The organism is Acinetobacter sp. BZX-2 (genome assembly GCF_055179795.1).
In genome coordinates, this window is record NZ_CM143686.1 from 1,806,306 (window position 1) to 1,828,512 (window position 22,207).

Annotated in this window: 22 protein-coding genes; 14 read left to right on the forward strand and 8 right to left on the reverse strand. The window is 37.2% G+C overall.

The features are described from left to right. The first annotated feature begins 148 nt into the window (after positions 1-148). Positions 149-937: a 4,5-DOPA-extradiol-dioxygenase gene (gene ygiD, locus ACY45D_RS08490; RefSeq protein WP_463109289.1), complete on the forward strand. Its 789-nt coding sequence runs from the start codon at positions 149-151 to the stop codon at positions 935-937. Positions 938-1,238: 301 nt separating this feature from the next. Here the strand turns inward: ygiD and ACY45D_RS08495 are convergent, their stop codons facing one another. From ACY45D_RS08495 to ACY45D_RS08505, 3 genes are read right to left on the reverse strand one after another with little or no spacing between them, the layout of a single operon-like run. Further along, positions 1,239-1,853: an OB-fold-containig protein gene (locus tag ACY45D_RS08495; RefSeq protein ID WP_463109290.1), complete on the reverse strand. Its 615-nt coding sequence runs from the start codon at positions 1,851-1,853 to the stop codon at positions 1,239-1,241. Between the two features lie 40 nt (positions 1,854-1,893). Further along, complete coding sequence (locus ACY45D_RS08500; protein WP_010114552.1) at positions 1,894-2,202, reverse strand: Rieske (2Fe-2S) protein; 309 nt, start codon at positions 2,200-2,202, stop codon at positions 1,894-1,896. 18 nt (positions 2,203-2,220) lie between these two features. Beyond that, positions 2,221-3,225 (reverse strand): adenosine kinase, encoded by a 1,005-nt coding sequence (locus ACY45D_RS08505; protein WP_463109291.1) that lies wholly within the window; start codon positions 3,223-3,225, stop codon positions 2,221-2,223. Positions 3,226-3,339: 114 nt separating this feature from the next. Here ACY45D_RS08505 and ACY45D_RS08510 point away from each other — a divergent pair, with 114 nt between their 5' ends. From ACY45D_RS08510 to ACY45D_RS08525, 4 genes are all read left to right on the forward strand, one after another. Continuing rightward, on the forward strand, positions 3,340-3,807 hold the full coding sequence (locus tag ACY45D_RS08510; RefSeq protein WP_463109292.1) for a GNAT family N-acetyltransferase: 468 nt from the start codon (positions 3,340-3,342) through the stop codon (positions 3,805-3,807). Between the two features lie 314 nt (positions 3,808-4,121). Then, entirely contained in the window at positions 4,122-4,910 is a 789-nt protein-coding gene (locus ACY45D_RS08515) for a COG4705 family protein (protein WP_463109293.1), read from the forward strand. Positions 4,911-5,141: 231 nt separating this feature from the next. Then, complete coding sequence (locus ACY45D_RS08520; protein WP_463109294.1) at positions 5,142-8,090, forward strand: insulinase family protein; 2,949 nt, start codon at positions 5,142-5,144, stop codon at positions 8,088-8,090. 17 nt (positions 8,091-8,107) lie between these two features. Then, complete coding sequence (locus tag ACY45D_RS08525) at positions 8,108-9,256, forward strand: phospholipase A (protein ID WP_463109295.1); 1,149 nt, start codon at positions 8,108-8,110, stop codon at positions 9,254-9,256. Between the two features lie 185 nt (positions 9,257-9,441). On the opposite strand, the gene ACY45D_RS08530 is transcribed toward ACY45D_RS08525, so the two are convergent. Then, positions 9,442-10,794 carry a TrkH family potassium uptake protein gene (locus tag ACY45D_RS08530; RefSeq protein ID WP_463109296.1) on the reverse strand — a complete coding sequence of 451 codons (1,353 nt, stop codon included), beginning with the start codon at positions 10,792-10,794 and terminating at the stop codon, positions 9,442-9,444. Positions 10,795-10,803: 9 nt separating this feature from the next. Continuing rightward, entirely contained in the window at positions 10,804-11,454 is a 651-nt protein-coding gene (locus tag ACY45D_RS08535) for a potassium channel family protein (RefSeq protein WP_463109297.1), read from the reverse strand. Positions 11,455-11,682: 228 nt separating this feature from the next. Between ACY45D_RS08535 and ACY45D_RS08540 the strand changes: the two genes are divergently transcribed. Both ACY45D_RS08540 and ACY45D_RS08545 read left to right on the forward strand, forming a co-directional pair. Next, the gene (locus ACY45D_RS08540; protein WP_463109298.1) at positions 11,683-12,228 is read left to right on the forward strand and encodes a hypothetical protein; all 546 of its coding nucleotides are present in this window, start codon (positions 11,683-11,685) and stop codon (positions 12,226-12,228) included. 62 nt (positions 12,229-12,290) lie between these two features. Next, positions 12,291-12,887, forward strand: a complete 597-nt coding sequence (locus ACY45D_RS08545) for a hypothetical protein (protein WP_463109299.1) — start codon at positions 12,291-12,293, stop codon at positions 12,885-12,887. Between the two features lie 72 nt (positions 12,888-12,959). Here ACY45D_RS08545 and ilvA read toward each other — a convergent pair whose 3' ends face one another. Further along, the gene (gene ilvA, locus ACY45D_RS08550) at positions 12,960-14,498 is read right to left on the reverse strand and encodes a threonine ammonia-lyase, biosynthetic (protein WP_463109300.1); all 1,539 of its coding nucleotides are present in this window, start codon (positions 14,496-14,498) and stop codon (positions 12,960-12,962) included. Between the two features lie 115 nt (positions 14,499-14,613). Between ilvA and rpiA the strand changes: the two genes are divergently transcribed. From rpiA to ACY45D_RS08565, 3 genes are all read left to right on the forward strand, one after another. Continuing rightward, positions 14,614-15,285 carry a ribose-5-phosphate isomerase RpiA gene (gene rpiA / locus ACY45D_RS08555; RefSeq protein WP_463109301.1) on the forward strand — a complete coding sequence of 224 codons (672 nt, stop codon included), beginning with the start codon at positions 14,614-14,616 and terminating at the stop codon, positions 15,283-15,285. A 140-nt stretch (positions 15,286-15,425) separates the two neighbouring features. Continuing rightward, positions 15,426-16,100 (forward strand): YgjP family zinc-dependent metalloprotease, encoded by a 675-nt coding sequence (locus ACY45D_RS08560; RefSeq protein WP_463109302.1) that lies wholly within the window; start codon positions 15,426-15,428, stop codon positions 16,098-16,100. A 48-nt stretch (positions 16,101-16,148) separates the two neighbouring features. Then, a complete protein-coding gene (locus tag ACY45D_RS08565; protein ID WP_463109303.1) occupies positions 16,149-16,505 on the forward strand; it encodes a VOC family protein in 357 nt (118 codons plus the stop codon). A 49-nt stretch (positions 16,506-16,554) separates the two neighbouring features. Here the strand turns inward: ACY45D_RS08565 and ACY45D_RS08570 are convergent, their stop codons facing one another. Together ACY45D_RS08570 and ACY45D_RS08575 are read right to left on the reverse strand one after the other, a co-directional pair. Next, positions 16,555-17,376, reverse strand: a complete 822-nt coding sequence (locus ACY45D_RS08570) for an alpha/beta fold hydrolase (protein WP_463109304.1) — start codon at positions 17,374-17,376, stop codon at positions 16,555-16,557. A gap of 4 nt (positions 17,377-17,380) precedes the next feature. Beyond that, entirely contained in the window at positions 17,381-18,133 is a 753-nt protein-coding gene (locus ACY45D_RS08575) for an HD domain-containing protein (protein WP_463109305.1), read from the reverse strand. A 524-nt stretch (positions 18,134-18,657) separates the two neighbouring features. Here ACY45D_RS08575 and ACY45D_RS08580 point away from each other — a divergent pair. The 4 genes from ACY45D_RS08580 to clpS all read left to right on the forward strand — a co-directional run bounded on the left by ACY45D_RS08580 (position 18,658) and on the right by clpS (position 22,200). Further along, entirely contained in the window at positions 18,658-19,767 is a 1,110-nt protein-coding gene (locus tag ACY45D_RS08580) for a GGDEF domain-containing protein (protein WP_463109463.1), read from the forward strand. A gap of 119 nt (positions 19,768-19,886) precedes the next feature. Then, positions 19,887-20,936, forward strand: a complete 1,050-nt coding sequence (gene argC / locus ACY45D_RS08585; RefSeq protein WP_463109306.1) for an N-acetyl-gamma-glutamyl-phosphate reductase — start codon at positions 19,887-19,889, stop codon at positions 20,934-20,936. A gap of 79 nt (positions 20,937-21,015) precedes the next feature. Continuing rightward, positions 21,016-21,765 (forward strand): DUF6776 family protein, encoded by a 750-nt coding sequence (locus ACY45D_RS08590; protein ID WP_463109307.1) that lies wholly within the window; start codon positions 21,016-21,018, stop codon positions 21,763-21,765. Positions 21,766-21,783: 18 nt separating this feature from the next. Continuing rightward, positions 21,784-22,200, forward strand: a complete 417-nt coding sequence (clpS, locus tag ACY45D_RS08595; RefSeq protein ID WP_463109308.1) for an ATP-dependent Clp protease adapter ClpS — start codon at positions 21,784-21,786, stop codon at positions 22,198-22,200. The last annotated feature ends 7 nt before the right edge of the window (positions 22,201-22,207 follow it).

The window sequence follows — 22,207 nt, forward strand, 5'->3', positions numbered from 1 at the left end:
AGATGATTCAATTTCTTGCGAAAGTGTGTTTTATCGTCAATTTAACTTTGATATTGAATGGTCAATAACAGTGAAAATTGTCCAAATTCCACTCTCGCAAGTGATCGATGCTCTGAAATAGAATTTAAATGATTTTATGGATTTAGTTATGACATCAAATTCAAGACCTCAAAAAATGCCAATTGTTTTTATTGGTCATGGTACGCCCATGAATGCGATAGAAACGAATAAATATAGTTTGGCATGGCAACAATTGGGTTTAAATCTACCAAAGCCTAAAGCAATTTTGGCAATTTCAGCGCATTGGTATACCCAAGGCATTGGGGTAACTGCAATGCAGAACCCTAAGACAATTCATGATTTTGGTGGTTTCCCTCAAGCATTGTTTGACTTTCAATATCCTGCTAAAGGGGATACAGAGTTGGCTCAACAAATTGCAGCGCTATTGTCTCCTGAACAAGTCATATTAGATCAAGGTTGGGGAATAGATCATGGTACTTGGTCAGTCTTGGCGCATGTCTATCCAAAAGCAGATATCCCAGTTGTGCAATTGAGTATTGATTCGAGGCTCACTGGTCAGGAACATGTAAGTTTGGCGCGAAAATTAAGTGAATTGCGTGAGCAAGGTGTATTGATTCTAGGTAGCGGTAACGTTGTCCATAATCTTTATGAAATGAATTGGAAGACTGATGCCCCTCATTATGATTGGGCAACACAGTTTGATGACAGTGTAAAAGAATACTTATTTGCACGAAATATAGATGCACTTGCAGATTATATGAAACTACCTGGTGCAGAGAAGAGTGTGCCAACCGCTGAGCATTATTTACCATTTTTATATATTGCAGCGTTAATGGCGGAAGGTGATCCAATTGATATCTTTGTCGATGGTCTGCAAGGAAAATCAATTAGCATGCTTTCAGTGCAAATTGGTTAAATAGATGGCTTGCCTGCATGAGATTGAGTCATTTTTTAGCATGCAACATTGACTCGATCATCATTGCTAAAATTTAATATACATAAACAAATATAGCGGTGATAAACCGCTCGTTTGAGAATTAATACGATAATAATTTAAGATTTTTTATCAGTTTAGAAAAAACGAGCAGTGGAATTTTATATGTTTTTTTAAGACGTGGAGATACTTACATAGCACATGAAAACAATCATAAAATAAACATTTAATATGCTTTTCTCGATGTACAACATTTTCAATGTACAGTGTTATTCATACAGTTTTAAAAATTTTCAGAACTGAATAAATGATTTGAGATTGAGATTTTTTTAGCAATGTAGTGTGATTTGCGAAAACGGATCAAAAGAATTTGAGATTGAAACTCTAATTCACCAAATTCAGGTTCTACTTGGACATAATGCAACTGCCCATATTCATCTCGCACACGTGCTTGTGCGGAAAACCCAGGACGGGCATTGCCACTGGATACGGTCGCTAAGCGCCCAAGAAGATTGACTTTATTGGTCACAACTTTCGGTTTAATCACCTGATCCAAACAGTGAATCATAAACACGGTAAAGAAGATTGCCATAACTAAGGCAGGCAAGATGACGTAATACCATGCAATAAAATGTTGTTGCGTTGCGTGCATGACCAATTGAAGAAAATAACCAGCAAAACTAAAATTGATTAACAAGAATACAAAAATCAGTACTTTAGAAAATTTCACCTGTACCAGTGGAGAAACGATTAACCAATGAGGAGAAACTTTCTTTAAAAAAGTACTGGGGCGTATTCCGATATAATAGCCTGCGGTTTCTGCCATGCTGAGCAGAAATAGAGCCACCACAGAAATGTGAAACGGCATTAATTCAGATTCTGATAAGAATTCCAACATGACAGTCCTTTGGTTTATTGATTATTTAAAATAATTTTAATTAATCAATGATATAAATACCGCCATCTGAGTGAACAGCGATGTTTACTTTTTCAAGTTTATCACCGATACATGGCCCTGAAATACATTCACCTGATTCAACCTCAAACAGTGCGCCGTGCGTAGAGCATTGAATATACTCACCATCTTGATCTAAGAATTGATTTTCTAGAAATTCAAGTTCTGTCTGCAAATGCGGACATACATTTTGGTAAGCATAGAATGCACCATCGCGCTGGGTAATAAAAATCGTATCACCCGTCATTGTGTCAAAAGCACGTGCAGTACGTTCTTGAATCTCTTCTGTCATTGCAATTTTTTCAGACATTTATGCACATTCCTTTTTAAATGTTTCAAGTAAATTGGCATATTCTGCAATGTCTAAACGAGGGCCGAATTTAGAAACCACTTCACTTGAAATAAGAATAGCAAGTTGAGCCGCAGTTTGTAAATTTTCACCTTGATTTAAGGCATATAAGAATGCACCTGAAAAAGCATCACCCGCACCATTTGCATCGACTGCGACCACTTTGCGTCCTTGTACATGAAAATACTGTTCTTGGTTTGCAACGATTGCACCTTTTGCACTTAATGTAATGACAACTTCATTGCTCAGTAATTTCAATTTAGCCAGAGCAGCGTCTACAGAGGTTGTTTCTGTATACATCATAGCTTCTTGTTCATTACAGAAAAGTAAGTCTACGCCGTCATCAATCAATTCATCTAAGCCAGTACGTGCGTATTGAACCATTGCAGGGTCAGATAAAGTCAGTGCGATTTTTACATTATTTTCACGAGCAATTTGACGTGCCTGTTTTACTGCGGCGCGTGCAGAATCACTGGTCGATAAATAACCTTCAATATAAAGCCATTGTGCGGTTTTTAATGGCTCAAAATCCATTTGAACATCTGAAAGTTCAGCGGTAATGCCCAAATAGGTATGCATGGTACGTTCAGAGTCTTCACTCACCAAAACCATACACGTACCTGTTACGCCTTCACTGATTGATTTTGTTGAGGTTTGAATACCTGCTTCAGTTAGACCATTGAGGTAAATTGCACCTAAATCATCGTTCCCTACACGGCATGCATAAAAAGCTGAAGCACCGAGTGCGCTGAACGCAACAGTTGTATTGGCAGCAGAACCACCTGAAGCTTGACCTTTATAAATTTGGCTTGCTTTTAAATTATTGTAGAGTTGAGCCTGAGTTTCACCATCGGTCAATTGCATGGTGCCTTTTTGCAAATTTTGTTCGGTTATGAACGTATCAGATACTTTAAATTCTTGGTCAATGAGTGCATTTCCAATTGCAAAAAGGTCAACTGTAGCCATGTTTTTCATCACATCTAACATTAAAAACACAAAGTTTACACCAATGCTCAGCTTAGCAGTAGTTTGTTGAATAAATTTCAATTACATTTGTCATATAAATGCATTGGAGGTTGTGTGGATATTTTAATTCAACAGGTAGATCAATTACCTTCGCAGATTCAGGATTTGGTGATCGCTTCGGAAAAAGAAGGTTTCCATTTCATTCAAAAACTTGTTGATGAGTTTCAGCAAGGCACAAATCAATTTAATCGTCATGGTGAGTTTTTACTGGTGGCTTTTGATGGGCCAAAACTTGTTGCCTGTGGCGGTTTGAATATACAAATGAGTGATGACGAGGAAGCCAATAAGGCTGAAGCAAAATATAAAATTGGTCGTGTACGTCGTTTTTATGTATTACCCGAGTATCGTAGGTCGGGACTAGCTAAACGGTTATTACAAGAGCTTGAAAAAAGGGCAAAAGCGAATTTCTCAGCTTTGTGCTTATTTACGAGTACAACAGTTGCTGCGCAGTTTTATCAAAAGCAAAACTATGTATTTGTAGAGAATCACTCGAATTATAATTATTTCAAATATTTGATTTAGTTTTTAAATTGGGTGCGTGGATTGCCGTTGCAGTAAGGTTATACACAATACCGATATGAATAATGAGCAGACATTTACAAATATTCTAGAGAATCATAAATCAGCAATACTTATCGCCCTTATCCAACGGTGGCATTCATGCCACCAAAGTGGAGCTAATTGCATGTAAATCATTACTATGGGAAAACAATTTTTTATCTGAAATGAATAACAGAATTAAATCAAGTAAAACTGCTTTGATGGTGAAATGAGGGCTTAATCACAATTTTAATTTTGCTTTAAGACTAAAAACGCAAGATTTTAGCATCTAAACCATGGTTGAACTGATCATGAAGCAAGTTGAGCTGTCTGAATTAGTCTCTAAAGTTCCCCAAGTTACACTGCTATTTTGGATCACCAAAATCTTCGCTACAACTTTTGGTGAAACGGCAGGTGATGCAGTTTCGATGTCTTTAAATCTAGGCTATTTACTGAGTACATTTATTTTTGCTTTTGTATTTATCCTCTTTGTGTTTTTTCAAATCCGTGCCAAAACTTATCATTCTTATTTGTATTGGTTTACGATTATTGCCAGTACTACAGTCGGAACAACATTAGCGGATTTTGTCGATCGCTCTTTAGGCATAGGCTACTTAGGTGGAAGTACCTTATTACTCAGTTTAGTACTTTTATCTTTATATAGCTGGTACAAAGTTGAAGGTACAATTTCACCACATATTCATCAACCTCGCGCAGAAATTTTCTATTGGTTAACCATTACATTTTCTCAGACATTGGGTACAGCTTTAGGCGATTGGTCATCTGATACAGCGGGTTTAGGCTATACGGGTGGCATCATGCTGTACGTGATATTGCTCGGTATTGTTATTGCACTATATTTTTTCAGCAAAGTGCCTAGAACTTTACTGTTTTGGACGGCTTTTGTACTTACTCGTCCGCTTGGTGCTGTGGTGGGAGATTTTCTAGATAAGCCTTTAGATCACGGAGGTTTAGCTCTCAGCCGTTTTGCCGCTTCAGCTGTGTTATTCATTGCGATTTTAGTGTGCATTTATATCGATAATCGTAGTAAGAAAAACTTAAACCTAGGATTTAGAAGTACCTAGTATGATTCTTCAAAAAGATTATGCCTGATTCGCGTGTTCTTTGAATGGTGATGCTCAATATTTTGGGCATCACTTTTTTTAAATCTGACAAATTTAGCTTCTTAATCAATTTGTTGATGTCGCGAATAAACCTGACTAAATGAATAAGAATTAGTGATAAGAATGAATCGCATTTATTTAACTTTGCGTTATACTTAAATGCATAGATAAATATTTAATTTAGGAGATCGCATGACTGTAGATGTGACTGAAACCTTAGCCCAAACTGTTCATCCTGCGTTTCAGTTGGTACGTCAACACCATGTTGAAGCTTTAGACATTTTAGTTTCAGAATATAAACACAAAGTCACAGGTGCGATGCACTATCACTTAGCAACAGATCACGATGAAAATGTTTTCCTTGTTGCATTCCGCACGCAGCCTATGGATTCCAAAGGTGAAGCGCATATTTTAGAACATACTGCATTGTGTGGTTCTGAAAAATTCCCTGTTCGTGACCCATTCTTTTTGATGATTCGTCGTTCATTAAACACGTTTATGAATGCGTTCACAGCAGCAGATTGGACAGCATATCCATTTGCGACGCAGAACAAAAAAGACTTCCAAAACCTACTTGAAGTGTATATGGATGCCGCTTTTGCAGCCAATTTGAATCCTTTGGATTTTGCACAAGAAGGTATTCGTATTGAGTTGGAAAATGGTGAACCTGTTTATAAAGGTGTGGTATTTAATGAAATGAAAGGAGCGATGAGCTCTCCTTCAGATCAGCTTTATCACCAATTGGCTCATCACTTATTCCCTAAAACGACGTATCACTACAATTCGGGTGGTGATCCTAAAGATATTCCAGATTTAACTTATGATGAGTTAGTGACTTTCTATAAGTCACATTACCATCCAAGTAATGCCATATTTATGACTTTTGGTGATGAGTCTGCCTATAACTTACAAGAACAGTTTGAAAAGTTAGCACTGTCTAAGTTTGGAAAAGGTGAAACACTTTATTCTAAAGCTGAACAGCGTTTAACAGCACCGATTGAAGTACAAGAAACGTATGCGGTTGATGCAGAAGATTTAAAAGATAAAACCTATCACATCCTTTCATGGTTATTACCACAAACCAGCGATGTGAAATTACGTTTAGGCATGCGTTTGGTTGAAGGTATTCTTTTAGAAAACTCAGCTTCACCATTACGCCATTACTTAGAAACCTGTGGTTATGCACAATCTACAGGCCCAATCATGGGTGTAGATGATTCTAACTATGAAATGACGTTCTACTGTGGCGTGCAAGGTTCAAATCCTGAACATGCAGCAGAGTTTAAAAATGGTGTCTTAAATATTCTACAAGATGTAGCTTCTAAACCTGTAGATCAAGACATGGTTGATGCAATTTTGCATCAAATTGAACTGCATCAACGTGAAATTGGTGGTGATGGTACGCCTTATGGTTTAACGCTGATTTTGAATGGTTTGGGAAGTGCAATCCATCACAATGACCCAATTCATACGTGGGATGTCGATAGCGCTATTGCCAGTGTGAAGGAAGAGCTAAAAGATCCAATGTGGTTGTCGAATTTAATTCAAACCCATTTATTGGACAATCCACACCGTGTGCAAATGACTTTAGTGCCAGATGCAACCAAGTCTGCAAAAGAAGCTGAAGAAGAAAAAGCACGTTTGGCAAAAATTGGTGCAGCATTAACAGAAGCAGATAAGGCTGAAATTGTTGCACAAACGGAAGCTTTGAAAGTTCGCCAAGAAACACCAGATGATTTGTCTTTATTGCCGAAAGTAGGTTTAGAAGACATTCCTGCGGAACTCGCGATTGTACAAGGTCAATTGCGTGAGATTATTTCAAATGGCCTAGATACACCATTGAATCTGTATCATGCAGGAACCAACGGTATTTATTACCAACAAGTTTTAATTCAAATTCCTGATCAAATTGTAAAATCACCATATTTCAATCTGTTATCTATTCTCATGGGTGAAGTAGGTGCAGGGCAGTATGATTATTTAGAATTACAACAATTACAAACTGCAGTGAGCGGTGGTTTGGGAATGGGTGCGTCTTTACGTTCTAAAACTGATGATAAAGGTCAAATCAGTGCATGGTTAACCCTTACGACGAAATCTTTGGCAGATAAGTTTGATGCGATTCAGTTGTTAAAGTTAGCTTTTGAACAATTACGTTTTGATGAGAAAGACCGAATTATCGAACTTTTACAACAACGTAAAACACGTTGGGCATCTCGCTTATCTGGCTCAGGGCATAGTTATGCGATGCAAATCGCTTCACGTAATATGAGTGCATTGGCAAAACGTGATTATGACAGTACGGGGCTGGGTGCGCTGAACTGGTTGGGTGACTTGGTTGAAAAAATCGAAAAAGATGATGTTGCTTATAACAATTTAATAGACGAGTTGAAAGCCATTCATCGTGGTTTGATGCTTGCGCCAAAACAATTTTTATTGGTGTGTGAAGAACATCATTCAGATCGTTTAGTTGAAGAAGTTCAAACAGTTTGGGATAAGCTTGCCGTCGACAAATCACCTGTCTATCTAACTGAGGTTGAATTTGACGAAAGCAATGCTCAAAACTTAGATCAAGCTTGGCTCATTCAAGCCAATGTTCAGTTCTGTGCTTCAGCGTATCAAGCAGTTGATGTCGCACATCCTGATGCAGCACCACTGATGGTACTTGCGGGTTATTTACGTAACGGTTTCTTACACAGTGCGATTCGTGAAAAAGGCGGTGCGTATGGCGGTGGTGCAAGTTATGACGGCAATGCATGCTCATTCCGTTTCTATAGCTACCGTGACCCACGTCTTGCTGAAACATTCCAAGATTTTGAAGCAAGCTTGGATTGGTTATTGAACAAAGAGCAACACGCTTATCAGCTTGAAGAAGCAATTTTAGGTCTGGTTTCTAGTATGGATAAACCGGGTTCGCCTGCGGGTGAGGCAATTACAGCATGTTATGCATTGCTTCATGGACGGACACCTGCGTTTAGAAAGCAATTACGTGAACGTTTATTAAACGTTACTATGGATGACCTTAAGCGTGTGACACAAACTTATTTGGTTGAACAAAAGCCAGTAAGAGCCGTAGTTGCACCTGTTGCGAAGAAAGAAGCTTTGGAAAACTTAGGCTTTGAAATTAAAAAAGTGAATTAAATAAACTGGAGAGTTATATGTCGTTCAAAGATTTTGAACGTACACCATTGAACCTGAGCATCTTAATGATGCTCAGTTTTAGTTTAATGGAGGTTGCTCATGCCGATGATACAGCATTGGTTAACCCTGCAAGTACACAAGCCTGTGTGGCGTTAGAGTCTAATGCAGACCGTTTAGCGTGTTATGATAAAATTTTTAAAACACCAAGCGAACCTGCTCCAGTCATTGTTTCAGAACAGCGTGCAGCTCAAGAGATTGCAGTTGAAAAAGCTGAACCTGTAACCTTAAAAGAAAAGATTGAAGATAAGGCTGAAAATATATTTGCCATTCATGGTGATAAAATTGATCCGAATACTTCTTTATTGGATAAACGTTGGGAACTTTCGCAAGACAGTAAATTAGGGACGTGGAATATTCGCGCACACCAACCAGTTTATTTACTACCTGCGTTTTGGACGACGGAAAAGAATTCATTCCCAAACAGCCCAAATCCTCAGAATGACGTTGAAGAAGATCAAAATCTAAAATCAATGGAAGCGAAATTCCAAATTTCATTAAAAACCAAAGCTGTTGAAAATGTTTTTGGTAAGAATGGTGATTTATGGTTAGGCTATACGCAGTCATCTCGTTGGCAAGTTTATAACTCAGAAGAATCACGTCCATTTCGTGAAACTAATTATGAACCTGAAGCGAGTTTAATGTTCCGTACCAACTACAATCTGTTGGGACTCAACGGTCGACTTTTAGGGGTTACTTTAAATCACCAATCCAATGGACGTTCTGATCCGCTTTCAAGAAGCTGGAATCGTGTCATGTTGAATCTTGGTTTTGAGAAAGACAACTTCGCTTTGATGCTACGTCCTTGGTATCGTATGGAAGAAGACTTTAACGACGATAATAATCCAGATATTAAAAATTATATGGGGCGTGGTGATATGACTGCGTTCTATCGTTGGAAAGAGCATGATTTTTCATTGATGTTACGTCATTCTTTAAAAGGTGGTGATGACTCACATGGTGCAGTCCAGTTTGATTGGGCATTCCCGATAAAAGGAAAACTCCGAGGCAATCTACAAATTTTTGATGGTTATGGCGAAAGTTTGATTGATTATAATCACCGCGCGACCTATGTCGGCTTAGGTGTGTCTCTGATGAATTGGTATTGATATTTCAATAGTTTTAATTTGAGTATCTATTCTTTCAAGATAAGCCCTCACTTCATCATCAAGTGAGGGTTTATTGTTTTAGATCTAAGAATTTGATTATCTTAAAACCAACTAGACCAAACTTGATCATATTGGCTCAGTATTTTCCGTTAAGCTATAAAAAGCCCAAACCTCAAAGTATCTATTTAACCGATTTGGATTTCGGTGGTAGGGTGACTGACACGGCTCTTATTTGGGGTTGCGATTAAATAGGCCAAAGTCAAAGGCCCTAAACGACCAGCAAACATTAAAAACATTAAGGCGACTAAGCTACCAGGTTGCAAATCTTCAGTGACACCACGAGATAAACCCACAGTGCAGGCGGCAGAAACGGCTTCAAATAATAAATCTAAGAACTTTTTATTGGGTTCTAATATCAACAGCGTGAAAAAACCAATTAAAATCAACAATGAAGTGATGGCAATCACCGCCAATGCTTTAAAAGTTGCTTGATGTGAAACAGAGCGACCAAAAACTCTAATCTCATCGGAACGTTTTAAGAAGGTGATCACACTTAAAATCATAATAATAAATGTACCGACTTTAATCCCGCCCGCAGTACTCAAAGAACCACCACCAATAAACATCAAGACCATGGTAATCAGTGTCGAAGCATTGGTCATATTGCCGACTTCTAAACTGTTAAAGCCCGAAGAGCGGGGTACAGTTGCATGGAACCAAGCATTTAATGCTTGATCGCCTACTGACATCGGTGCAAGTGTTAAAGGATTGGATGCTTCTATTAACCAGATCACAATAAAAGCGAATAGGTTTAATCCAGCAATGGTTGAAAGAATTAATTTGCTGTTGGTTGAAAGCTTTTTCCAACGTTTGGCACGTTTAATGTCCATCAGGACAACGAAACCAATTCCACCAATAATATAGAGCATACTGATGGTGAATGTGACCATGTATTGGTCAGAGAAACTCATCAAACTATTGGGGAATAATGAAAATCCACCATTGTTGAACGCCGAGACACTGTAAAACAGTGCATAGAAAAAAGCATTATCAAGGTCATAGTGATGTGACCAAGCCATGGTTAAAATTGCAGTGCCAATCGCTTCAAAAAATAATGAATAGAGAAAAACACCTTTTACGGTAAAAGTTGCTTTTGCAAGACTGGTTTGCCCAATGGTTTCTTGCGCCATGATTTGCTGTTTAAGCCCAACTTTGGAAGAAAGACTGAGCGCAGCGAGAATGGCGAAGGTCATAAAACCTAGGCCGCCACACTGGATCAGTAACATCACGATGACTTGGCCAAAAGTGGTAAAAGAATCACCGATATTCACCACAGAAAGCCCTGTGATTGTGACCGCAGAAGTTGCAGTGAAGAGTGCATTTATCCACGTTAATTCGCCGTGATGGGCGAACGGAAGCTTCAGTAACAATGTGCCGATAATGATGAAACTTAAAAAACCTAAAGCAAGTAAGCTCGGTGGACTGAGATTAATACGATTATGTTTTTTATCGATCAATTCATTTCTAGATAAACGCATAGATCACAACTATAAGAATCGTATTGAAAATTGTCTTAACATTTCTACAGGACCTTCAAGAATTAAAATATCCTTTTCTTGTAAAATTGTTCCTGGTGCAACTTCATAAAGTACATGAGAGCCACGTTGTAACATCAGGGTTTTAAGCTCTGGAGAATTTTCCATAACGGTATGAAATTGAGCGCCTTGCAAATTTGCAGCGATTTCAATTTTTACGATATAGCGATCATTATTCAGTGCCATATAACGTCGAACCATCGGATAACTAAGAGATTGCGCAACTCGAATCCCCATGTCTTCTTCAGGATGAATGATTTTGGTAATTCCCAAATGTGACAAAATCATGTGGTGCGCTTTAGATTTTGCTTTGGCGTAGATTTTATCAATCCCTAAATTTTTTAAATGTAAAACGCATAAAATACTGGCTTCAATATCTTCACCAATCGCAACCACAACAGCATCACAGTTTTTTACATTCAGTTCATCTAAAACGTGTTCATCTGTTCCATCGGCAATCACCGCATGGCTGATTTTATCTGCGATATTTTCAACATTTTTTTTAAGGGTATCTATTCCAATCACATCGTGATTTAAATTGGTGAGTTCTAAAGCAATTGCTTCTCCAAAACTCCCTAAACCGATAACAGCAAATAATGCCATAATCTAAAAAATCCTTATCATCATGCGAAATCCGCATAGACATCATATTTAATTCATTGCATTTTATATTTAAACGATACAGCAGCCAATCTGTAAAAGGACAATAAAATAGGCTAAATGTAAAAATACTCATTTTTCTTGTCATAAATATTTAAAAAACCATAAATATAATTCATTTAAAGAGATGGATTTTCACTCTAAAACTTAGCTTGAGTTAGAGTATAAAAAATGGATGATAAAAAGATTTTCAAAATACTCCAGCATTGGTTTCCTGAACTGTTGGAAAGAAAAATACCCAAAAAGAAAAAGCGTAAAGATTTTGAGGAGTTTTTAGGCTGGTTGGTTGCAGAAAAAGTAGCAAATCATTTACGTACTTTTCTTATGAAAATAGATCGTCATGCATTTCAAGAAAATGAAATTGAACGCAGTGCTATTTTTCAGGACCATCGCCTAGATGCTCAGCATGTGCAGAGTACGATTCGGCTACGTGCTAAACCCATTTTAGAGCATTTTGAAAAACATAAAGCGGTTATTGGACGTTATTACAATGTGCAAGATCAAGTCTTTGATATTGTTTTTGAAGAAATTTTAACAATATTAAAGATGCATGATTTTGAGTTACTTTTAATTTATGCAGATGATTATTATTGGTTAGCTGTGCCTAATCAAGAACACAAAATTGAAAAATTCTGTAAACATTTCAATAAGCAATTCCATGATGAAGATATCAGCATAGAACATTATGCTTTGTTTGATTGTTCAAGATCGATTTGAGGTTTGAACCATTAACGCTTTTTAAAGTATAGTTTTGTTCTCTTTTAAAAATTGAATAAACAATGGATGATAAAAAGATATATCAATGCTTACAAGCATGGTTCCCAGAGTTGGAGTCGCTGAAAATTCCAAAGAAAAAATTTAGAAGGGATTTTGATACTTTCTATTATTGGCTATCACCTAAAAATATAACAGAGCCTACGACTGAGGATGAGCTTCAAGAATGCAAATATCGTGGTTATTTCTTAAGTATTGATCGTGATCAACATTTTGATAATGGCATTGAGGCTTGTGCATTATTTCAGGATTTAAGTGTGGATGTTGATACTATCCAAAACAGGATTGAGTTCAGAACAACGCCATTGTTTGAACATTTTGAAAAATATAAAGATTTAATTGGTAATTTTTATGCTTTACGTAGCCATGTTTACGATATTGTTCTGGAGGAAATTTACAACGAGGTGAGAAAGCAGGGTTATCGAATGTTGTTGATTTATGCATCTGAGCAAATTTGGATGGTTGTGCCAGATCAACCTAAAAAAATAGAACAATTTATTAAGTTATTTCGTAAGCAATTTATTGGATCGCATCCATCCATCGAATATTATGAACGATTTAAGCCATTTAATTTGAGTAGTTTTTTGTCAGATGATGATTGATTGTTAAATTCAGAATACTTATATACATCAAGCTCTATTTGACAAGAGCTTGATGTACATTGAAAGACAATTTTATTTCAAGAAACGCTGATAACCTAAGTTATTGGTAATTTCTGCATATGGATAAGTAATGCTTTCCAATGTTTCGATTAAACCATCAGGGTTTTGTTTCGCATCAGTCGCTTCAAGACCAACCAATACACGACCCTCAGCCGCCCCATGATTACGGTAATGGAATAGGGTAATGTTATGTGTTGGGCCAAGACGCTCTAAGAAGGTTAATAAGGCACCCGGGCGCTCAGGGAATTCGACACGGAAAAGACGTTCATTTTCAATATCGGCATGGCCACCAACGAGATAGCGAATATGTAATTTTGCGACTTCATCATCAGATAAATCATCAACATCATAATGTAGCTTTAATGCTTCATAGATATCATGGCGCTCTTTTTCACCCGCTTTTAAACTGATTCCAACAAAAACTTGTGCTGCTGATGCATCACTGGCACGGTAGTTAAACTCAGTAATATTACGGCCTTGTAGAGCACGACAGAAGTTCAGGAAAGAACCTTTTTCTTCAGGAATCGTGACTGCAAAAATAGCTTCTTTGCGTTCACCTAATTCTGTACGTTCAGCAATATAACGTAAACGATCGAAATTCATGTTTGCACCACAAACAATCGACACCATGTTTTTGCCCGAAAGTTGGTGTTCAGCAACATATTTTTTGATCCCTGCCAAAGCCATCGCCCCTGACGGTTCTACGATGCTACGGCATTCATCATAAGTGTCTTTAATTGCAGCGCAGATTTCATCGGTATTGACTAAAATAACCTCACGTTCAACGATTGGCCCTGAGTTATCCGATTTTTGTAATTGGATCACTTCAAATGGTTTTTCACCAATTTGCGCAACCGCTGTACCATCTGCAAATAAACCAACCGTTGGTAAAATCACGCGTTCATTGGCTTCAAAAGCCGCTTTTAAGCATGCAGATTCATCATATTCAACAGGAATAACTTTGACATGTGGTGCAACATCACCTAAATAAGCAGCAACACCTGCAATTAAACCGCCGCCACCTACAGCGACGAAAACATAGTCGACATCACGCCATTGACGTAAAATTTCATTGGCAATAGTCCCTTGTCCAGCCATGACCAATTCATCATCATAAGGTGGAATAAAGCTCATCCCTTCATCTTTAGCCCGTTGGATGGCGTATTTATTGGCCACATCGAAAGAATCACCATGCAGTACCACTTCACCGCCTAAGCGTTTTACAGCTTGGACTTTAATGTCAGGTGTGGTTTTTGGCATGACAATAATGGCACGAATTCCTAACTTTTGACCTGATAATGCCACGCCCTGAGCATGGTTACCCGCAGAAGCAGTAATAACGCCACGTTCCAACTGAGATTTCGGTAATTGACTGATGCGGTTATACGCACCACGCAGTTTGAAAGAAAAGACAGGTTGTAAGTCTTCGCGTTTGAAGCGAATGTTATTGTTTAGTTTTTCACTAATTCGTGGCGCTGCTTCGAGTGGGGTTTCGATTGCAACGTCATAGACGGTTGCCTGTAATATTTGTCGAACCAAACGAGACAGCATGTTAATTTTCCATCTAACAGTTTAAAATGAGCGATCATTGTAACAAACCGCTGTACATTTGCGTTTTAAAATTATGCAAAATGTGCAGGAAATTGAAATTTAATTGAGAGAAGTCATGAGCCTTTATGCAACCCAAGATGAGAAAAAACAAGCAGCAGCCAAAGCCGCTTTAAAACACTTACCAAAAGGGGGCATTTTGGGGGTGGGTACGGGAAGTACTGTTAACTTCTTAATCGATCTTTTACCAGAGTTACAACTTGAAGCTGCGGTTGCAAGTTCTGAAGCAACGGCACAACGTCTTAAAAAATTAGGCATTGAAGTGGTTGATATGAACCATGTGGGTGGTTTAGATGCCTATGTTGATGGTGCAGATGAAATTGATCGTCATATGCATATGATCAAAGGTGGTGGTGCGGCGCTAACACGTGAAAAAATTGTTGCATCGATTGCTAAAAAATTCGTTTGTATCGTTGATGATTCAAAATGGGTTGATCAGTTAGGCCGTGATTTCCCAGTACCGATTGAAGTGATTCCAATGGCACGTTCTGCTGTTGCACGTAAAATTGTTTCTTTGGGTGGTGATCCTGCTTACCGTGAAGGTGTGATCACCGACAATGGTAATGTGATTCTAGATGTTTTTAATTTGAATATTTTAAATGCTTTAGAACTTGAAAAAACTTTAAATGATATTCCTGGTGTCGTTTGTAACGGTATTTTCGCAATTCAAAAAGCAGATATTGCGATCGTTGCGACCAATAATGGTATTGAAGAGCGTACAGCGGTTTAACTTTTTTTAATCTCCCCAAACCCCTCTTTAAAAAGAGGGGCTTTCACTCCGTTAATTGATTTACAATGGAGCCTCTTCATTTATAAAAGATGAGGAATGAAATGACGCAAGGGGGGATTCTATGTGTAATTATAGAATAAATGATCTCAAATCTTCCTGAAATTCAAATCACACATCATGCACGGGCAACACGTTTGCGCTTACGTGTAGAACCTACGCAGATTCGTTTAACTGTGCCAAAGTTTTGTACAAAAAGACAAATACAAGATTTTCTGAGTCAGTCTGAACAATGGATGATCGAAACATGGCAAAAGCAGCAAGAAAAAATCGTTCAAGTTGAACGAACTTTGCCGACAGAGTTACGATTATTTAATTTAAAACAATCATTAACCATTATTTATCAAACTCAAAAAAATTCTTATATTTATGATAAAGATAATCACCAGCTTTTTATTAGTGATCGTCAGCCTGAACAATACTTAAAAGCATTTGTAATCGCCTATGCAAAACACCATTTACCGATTTATTTAAAGCAAGTCAGCCATGAAACTGGGTTAAAGTTTGGTGAATGTTCAGTTCGTCAACCAAAAACACGTTGGGGAAGCTGTACTTCACGACATGATATTATGTTGAATAGTGCTTTGGTTTTACATGCTCTTGAAATTGCACGTTATGTATGTGTGCATGAATTAGCACATACTCAACATTTTGATCATAGTGCTGCATTTTGGGCAGAAGTTGAAAAGCATGATTTGAATTTTAAAAATCATCGGAAGATTTTAAAAAGTGGTGCAATGCCATGGTGGTGGGTTTAATTGAGTATTACAACTGAATTTTAATGAAAATAAAAATGAGGAAGGTTTATGACTATAAAAAGAATCATCAGCAATATTAAATCTGTAGATTTAGCCAAAGCCCAAGCTTTTTATGGTGATTTTTTAGCGATGGACTTGGTGATGGATCATGGTTGGATCAAAACATTTGCAAGTCAGGAAATTATGCATCCACAAATCAGTATCGCTTCGGAAGGAGGAAATACAACAGATGTCCCCGATTTTTCGATCGAGGTAGACAATGTGGATGAATTATATGAAAAAGCCAAAAAATTGGATTTAGATATTCTTTATCTGTTAACCAACGAAGACTGGGGCGTTAGGCGTTTCTATGTCAAAGATCCATTTGGAAAGATTGTAAATATTTTGCAACATGTGGAATATTAAAATGAATAGAGTATTTTTTAATGTTAAAAAATAGCCTAAGCAAATGTGTTTAATTAGCTGAATTCATTACCCAATCCTTAATTACTCTCACAATTTCCTCAGGTTGTTTAATCCATACAGCATGTTGGTTTCCTTTGAGCTGTTGCGATAAATCTACGGTTTCTATTTTCGGATGATTAAAATAACGGCTTAAACCAAGCATTGAACTCATTGGTGCGAAATCATCACCTTTTAAATAGACAAATAGGGCAGTATTATCAACGATCTGTTCATGTCCAATGATATGTTGATAATTTCCCGTAAAGACGACTTTTGACCAATCTCGCATCAATGATTTAGTTTCACGATTACCAAATGCAATTTTATAACCTGCAAAATAGCCATCTTTTAAAATCATCGCATTGATCACAGTGACTGCTTTTAAAATATTGATCTTGCCTTTTAAATCCCAATTTTTTAGGCCAATGTTTCCAGTCGCAACACCAATTACTTTATTTTTATGGTTTTGAGCATAAAGTGTTGCTAAATGACCACCTAAACTATGACCGAATAAAATAGGAGTTTCTGTATTTAAATCAAATGCAATTTGTTCAAGTTGAGGAATAAAATCATTGAGTAAGTCAGCATAGTTATAATCAATATCTGCCGAAACCAGTGGAAGATTACGCCCACAATTTGGATAATCAGCGACTACAATATTAAAGTTATGTTGTATGAGTGATGCAATTAATTTTTCGTATTTATTGATTGCTACACCGAGTGCAGCAAGCAGAATAATACTTTGTTTATTTTCAGGGTTTGAGTGGATATCAACAAGGATCGGTTGTTGATTAAAATGAATCGTTCTTTGAGTGAACGTATTACGAGTCATTTGATCATTCCTTAAAAGCACTCATTCGAATCATCATAGGAAGTCCTAACTTACTCATCAATGCAGTACGCGATTGAGGATTCCTTTTTACTTCAATGGCTATGAGTTTAGGCATTTCAGTTTTGAATTGTTCACGAGGGTAGCGTGTTAGAACTTCATTTTTAAAGTTTAATGAAAATAGTGATAAATCGGTTCCAATGACATCGCAAGATGTTGCCTGATTGAGCAAGAGCGCTTCTTTGGTAAATTGTGAATCATTTACATCCAAATGACCATTTTGATGTAAACAAATTGCATTTGAAATGTTATTCATTCTCTCTTCAGCATAATGATGTTTTGAGCATAAACTTTCTACACGTAAAGCGCTTTCAAAAGTAAAGCATTGACATGAATATTGTTCTAAATGCTCAACCAGACCTAAATCATGCATGAGGCTTGCAATAACAAAGCTTTCATCATCAAATTGCCAATTATTTTTTTGCGCAATTGCGACACCCCAAATGTAAGTTCTCCACGAATGATTAATAATCGCTTTAGAATCAGTTCGCTCTAATTCTGTTATCGCTTCTTTAACAATGGCTGTATCTGGAATTTTGAAATCATCAAGTTTTATGGATATAGGATTAGAATTTCGGTCTAAAAAGGTTTTGCTAAAACCCAGTGTTGCTGGTAATAGTACGCTTTTAATCAATTGAGCTTTTTCTTTAAAGCTCAATTTTCCGTTACTTAGGTTCATCCATTCTCTAGATCCAATCATTTTCGTTATTCCTGTTTTAGTTTTTAGAGTAATTACTCTAAATTATTATGCATGGATTATCTCCAAAAACAAGATGGTTTTATCTTTTTTGGAGTTTTTGGAGCGATAAGTTGCAGAATCGAAATTTAAAAATCAAATTCTAAGGTTCAATCACTAATCTTTTTTTTGATGATTCAGTTATTTGGCGAATGCGCTATGATTTTATGCGGCATGATCAAAATAATATAAACATTGAAAAATTTTAAAAACTGGAATCACTGCCTTAATTGGTGGTTTTGTGAATAAAGTTTTAATTTAATCACAAAAAAATAGGTTTTTTTTTAAGCATAAACTGAGGCTAAATTGGAAAAATGCTTTAAACTTCACGGCTTAAATTGGGGCTGCTCAATTTTGGTTTAGAAGGCAAGTCATTTATGAAATGTTAACAGGCCCTAAACATTCTCCCATTTAGCCAAAAGATATTAGACGTGGATTTTGCAGATACTCACTATTTCTTATTAATTGTACCTATCTGCCTGATATTAATGGGTAGTTTATTCTTCATCTGCTATTTCTTTTTTAAAGCACCTTCCTATTTATTTTGGTTGGGGCTTGGCTATGTGGTACCGTCCTTTGCGCTAGGTGCACAAAGTTTTATGTCAAATCACATGTTGACTACATGTGCACCCTATTTAGGAATAATGTATTTATTTGGCGCATGGGCGAGTGCTTATGCAATGGCTTTAAGAAAAAATGCAAATGCACATTCTGTCATCGCTTTTATACTCATTTTCTCAGCGGTATTGTTATTAGCTTATTATTCGTTGGTCAATGATCAGCTTTGGATGAGAATGTTGATTTTGAATTTGACAATTGCAATTGTTGAATCATTGGTTCTTTTTTCTATTTTCAAAAATTATAAGCAAACCGATTTATTAAACAAAATTGTTGATTACTCCTACTTACTAATCGTGTTATATGCTTTTGTCCGTGGACTCATTATTTTTATATTTTTAAAAGATATTGAAATACACATGTTAGTCACTTCTGTTTGGTGGTTAATGATGTTGGCAGCCAGTATTTTATCGAGTTTATGGTTTGCGATTGTTTTATTGGGGACTTTGGTTCGGGATATTGTGGCTAAATTAAATGATGAGCGTTCAAGAGATCATTTAACACATCTATTGAATCGGCGCGGGTTTTATGATGCTGCTAAATTAAACTTTTCATATAAACCGCAACGAAAGTGGTTTTTGGTGATGTGCGATGTAGATCATTTTAAGAAAATTAACGATACATACGGGCATTTGGTCGGAGACCAAGTTTTACAACAGATAGCGCATATTATTAATAAAAATGTACGTGAAAATGATTTAGTTGGGCGTTTTGGTGGTGAAGAATTCATTATTTTATTGCACATTGATCAGATCGACTTGGCTTATAATGTTGTAGAAAGAATACGCATAGCAATTGAGAATGGGCAATTTTCATCGCAAAAAATATCACTCACTGCAAGTTTTGGATTAACACAGTTGCAACAACCAAATTTGACACAAGGTATAGATCATGCAGATAAATTATTATATGCCGCTAAACGGGCAGGTAGGAACTGCATTGTTTTTAATCAACAAAAATCATTGTTGATAAATCCTTAAACTGAATTTTGTTGATGTAGAAAATATGATAAAACCCAAGCAAAACAGTTTGGAAAAATCAAACTTCCTGTCATACTACGACACTACGAAATGGATACTTTTGAATTGAGGTAAAGAACGTGATTTCAGTTGGAATTGTCGGTGGCACAGGTTATACAGGCGTTGAATTGTTGCGTCTTTTACTACGACATCCCAATGCTCAAGTGAATGTACTGACTTCACGTACTGAAGATGGCCGCCGTGTGGACGATATGTTCCCCAGTTTACGTGGCCATACAGAACTTAAATATTCAGATTTAAACATTGACGAATTAAAAAAATGTGATGTTGTATTTTTTGCTACACCGCATGGTGTTGCGATGCAACATGCGGAAGAACTTTTGGCTGCAAACACCAAAGTGATTGATTTGGCAGCAGACTTTCGTTTACAAGATTTAGAACAGTTTGAAAAATGGTATGGCATGCAACATGCTTGCCCTGAAATTTTAAAACAATCAACTTACGGTTTGTCTGAGTTAAATCGTGACAAAATTAAAAATGCAAATGTGGTGGGTAATCCAGGTTGTTATCCGACAACGGTGCAATTAGGTTTAGCACCATTATTCAAATATACTGAAACATTGGTTAAACCTGAAACTATTATTATTGATGCAAAATCAGGTGTTTCAGGTGCAGGCCGCAAAGCCAGTTTGGGTATGATCTATTCAGAAAATGCTGACAATTTCAAAGCTTATGGCGTGTCAGGACATCGTCATCATCCTGAAATCGTTGAAGCTTTAGAGAATATTTCAGGTCAAAAAGGTGTGTTTGATCATATTGTTTTTGTACCGCATTTGGTGCCGATGATTCGAGGGATGTTAAGTACAATTTACATCGATTTAACAGAAGCAGGCGCGGCAGCAGATTTACAAAGTATCTATGAACAGTTCTATGCCAACGAAACCTTTGTTGATGTGATGCCAGCAAATAGCTCACCTGAAACGCGTTCTGTACGTGGTTCGAATCAGTTGCGTATCGCTTTGTATAAACCACAGCCAAATAAGTTGATCGTTTTGTCGGTTCAAGATAATTTGGTTAAGGGTGCGGCAGGTCAGGCTGTACAAAATATGAACTTAATGTTTGGTTTTGCTGAAGATGCTGGCTTACAAGGCATCGGATTATTACCATAAGAAACGCTTTATAACTTCACACACATTTAACTTTGCGGTTAAATGTGTGTTTTGATTTTATCAATAATCAGAGATGACGATGCAGAACACAGAAACCAATACCGCGTCACAACCTACTCAAACGCCAAAAAAATCTTTTATACAAGAGAATATGCCATTGATCGTTGGTGGTGCTGTACTTTGTTTAGGCAGTACACTTTTAGGTTATACGGTTGGACATCGCCAAGGGTTGACGGCAGTTGGTTATGATGCAGATGCTGAACAATTGGTCGAAGTTGTTAAACAGCAAAAAGCAAGCTTAGGTAATTTAAATAAAAGTTTGAATGCTGCGGTACAAGAGCGTGATGTTGCTGTCTCAAACTCGAATGATCTGTTGGAAGCACTAAATAAGGCCAATGCAGACAAAGTGCAAGGTGACATCACCAGTGCAATTTATCGTGATGTTTTAAAGCAACGTGGTGGTTTGAGTCTGACTGTTCAAAATTTAGCAGTAAAATCACTCCCTGAAAATGCCTATGAATATCAAGTAGATTTAATCCAAGTAAGTCCGAGTAATCGCCGTGCGACAGGTACTGTTGAAATTCGTTTGATCAGCGGCACAGAAGTGCTGACTGTACCTATGGAAGATGCAAACTATAATTTTGCAGATTATGAGCGTCTAACTGGTCGATGGACGATGCCGAAAGGATTTAATCCACAATTCATTGAAATTCGACTAAATGGCGCTACACCAGTCATTAAGCGTTTTGCGTGGTCACGTGGGCAAGCTGTTGAAAATACAGCTGCATTTGCTGCTGAAGTTCCACAAGCTGAAGCAAATTCTCAATAATTTATGTATCTAAATATTATGCGAAGTATGAAGCGTCAAATCAGCTTAAATGAAGTGAAATCCTCATTCCAAGCGTCAGGTCATGTCGATTGGCATTTGAACACACGTATGAGCAATACTGACGATCCAGATCATGGACAAGGCGATGTTGCTGTGCAGACAGCGCCACCAGAAGTTAAGCGTCCACCGATGTATGCTGTCGTTTTAATGAACGATGACTATACGCCAATGGACTTTGTTATTGAAATTTTACAACAATACTTTGCTTTGAATCTTGACCAAGCCACTCAAGTAATGTTAACAGTACATTATGAAGGTAAAGGTGAAGCTGGCGTTTATCCGCGAGACATTGCAGAAACAAAAGCTAACCAAGTAAATAACTATGCTCGGTCGCAAGGTCATCCGTTACTTTGTCAGATTGAGCCAAAAGAATAAGGGGGTT

Coding starts and splice junctions, on each gene's coding strand:
- ACY45D_RS08525 (WP_463109295.1), top strand. CDS start 8,108: ATGTCGTTCAAAGATTTTGAACGTACACCATTGAACCTGAGCATCTTA.
- clpS (WP_463109308.1), top strand. CDS start 21,784: ATGCGAAGTATGAAGCGTCAAATCAGCTTAAATGAAGTGAAATCCTCA.
- ilvA (WP_463109300.1), bottom strand. CDS start 14,498: ATGCTGTCTCGTTTGGTTCGACAAATATTACAGGCAACCGTCTATGAC.
- ACY45D_RS08540 (WP_463109298.1), top strand. CDS start 11,683: ATGGATGATAAAAAGATTTTCAAAATACTCCAGCATTGGTTTCCTGAA.
- ACY45D_RS08570 (WP_463109304.1), bottom strand. CDS start 17,376: ATGACTCGTAATACGTTCACTCAAAGAACGATTCATTTTAATCAACAA.
- ACY45D_RS08560 (WP_463109302.1), top strand. CDS start 15,426: ATGATCTCAAATCTTCCTGAAATTCAAATCACACATCATGCACGGGCA.
- ACY45D_RS08530 (WP_463109296.1), bottom strand. CDS start 10,794: ATGCGTTTATCTAGAAATGAATTGATCGATAAAAAACATAATCGTATT.
- ACY45D_RS08575 (WP_463109305.1), bottom strand. CDS start 18,133: ATGATTGGATCTAGAGAATGGATGAACCTAAGTAACGGAAAATTGAGC.
- ACY45D_RS08495 (WP_463109290.1), bottom strand. CDS start 1,853: ATGTTGGAATTCTTATCAGAATCTGAATTAATGCCGTTTCACATTTCT.
- ACY45D_RS08515 (WP_463109293.1), top strand. CDS start 4,122: ATGGTTGAACTGATCATGAAGCAAGTTGAGCTGTCTGAATTAGTCTCT.
- ACY45D_RS08580 (WP_463109463.1), top strand. CDS start 18,658: ATGGGTAGTTTATTCTTCATCTGCTATTTCTTTTTTAAAGCACCTTCC.
- ACY45D_RS08590 (WP_463109307.1), top strand. CDS start 21,016: ATGCAGAACACAGAAACCAATACCGCGTCACAACCTACTCAAACGCCA.
- ACY45D_RS08535 (WP_463109297.1), bottom strand. CDS start 11,454: ATGGCATTATTTGCTGTTATCGGTTTAGGGAGTTTTGGAGAAGCAATT.
- ACY45D_RS08545 (WP_463109299.1), top strand. CDS start 12,291: ATGGATGATAAAAAGATATATCAATGCTTACAAGCATGGTTCCCAGAG.
- ACY45D_RS08500 (WP_010114552.1), bottom strand. CDS start 2,202: ATGACAGAAGAGATTCAAGAACGTACTGCACGTGCTTTTGACACAATG.
- ACY45D_RS08565 (WP_463109303.1), top strand. CDS start 16,149: ATGACTATAAAAAGAATCATCAGCAATATTAAATCTGTAGATTTAGCC.
- rpiA (WP_463109301.1), top strand. CDS start 14,614: ATGAGCCTTTATGCAACCCAAGATGAGAAAAAACAAGCAGCAGCCAAA.
- ACY45D_RS08520 (WP_463109294.1), top strand. CDS start 5,142: ATGACTGTAGATGTGACTGAAACCTTAGCCCAAACTGTTCATCCTGCG.
- ACY45D_RS08505 (WP_463109291.1), bottom strand. CDS start 3,225: ATGGCTACAGTTGACCTTTTTGCAATTGGAAATGCACTCATTGACCAA.
- ygiD (WP_463109289.1), top strand. CDS start 149: ATGACATCAAATTCAAGACCTCAAAAAATGCCAATTGTTTTTATTGGT.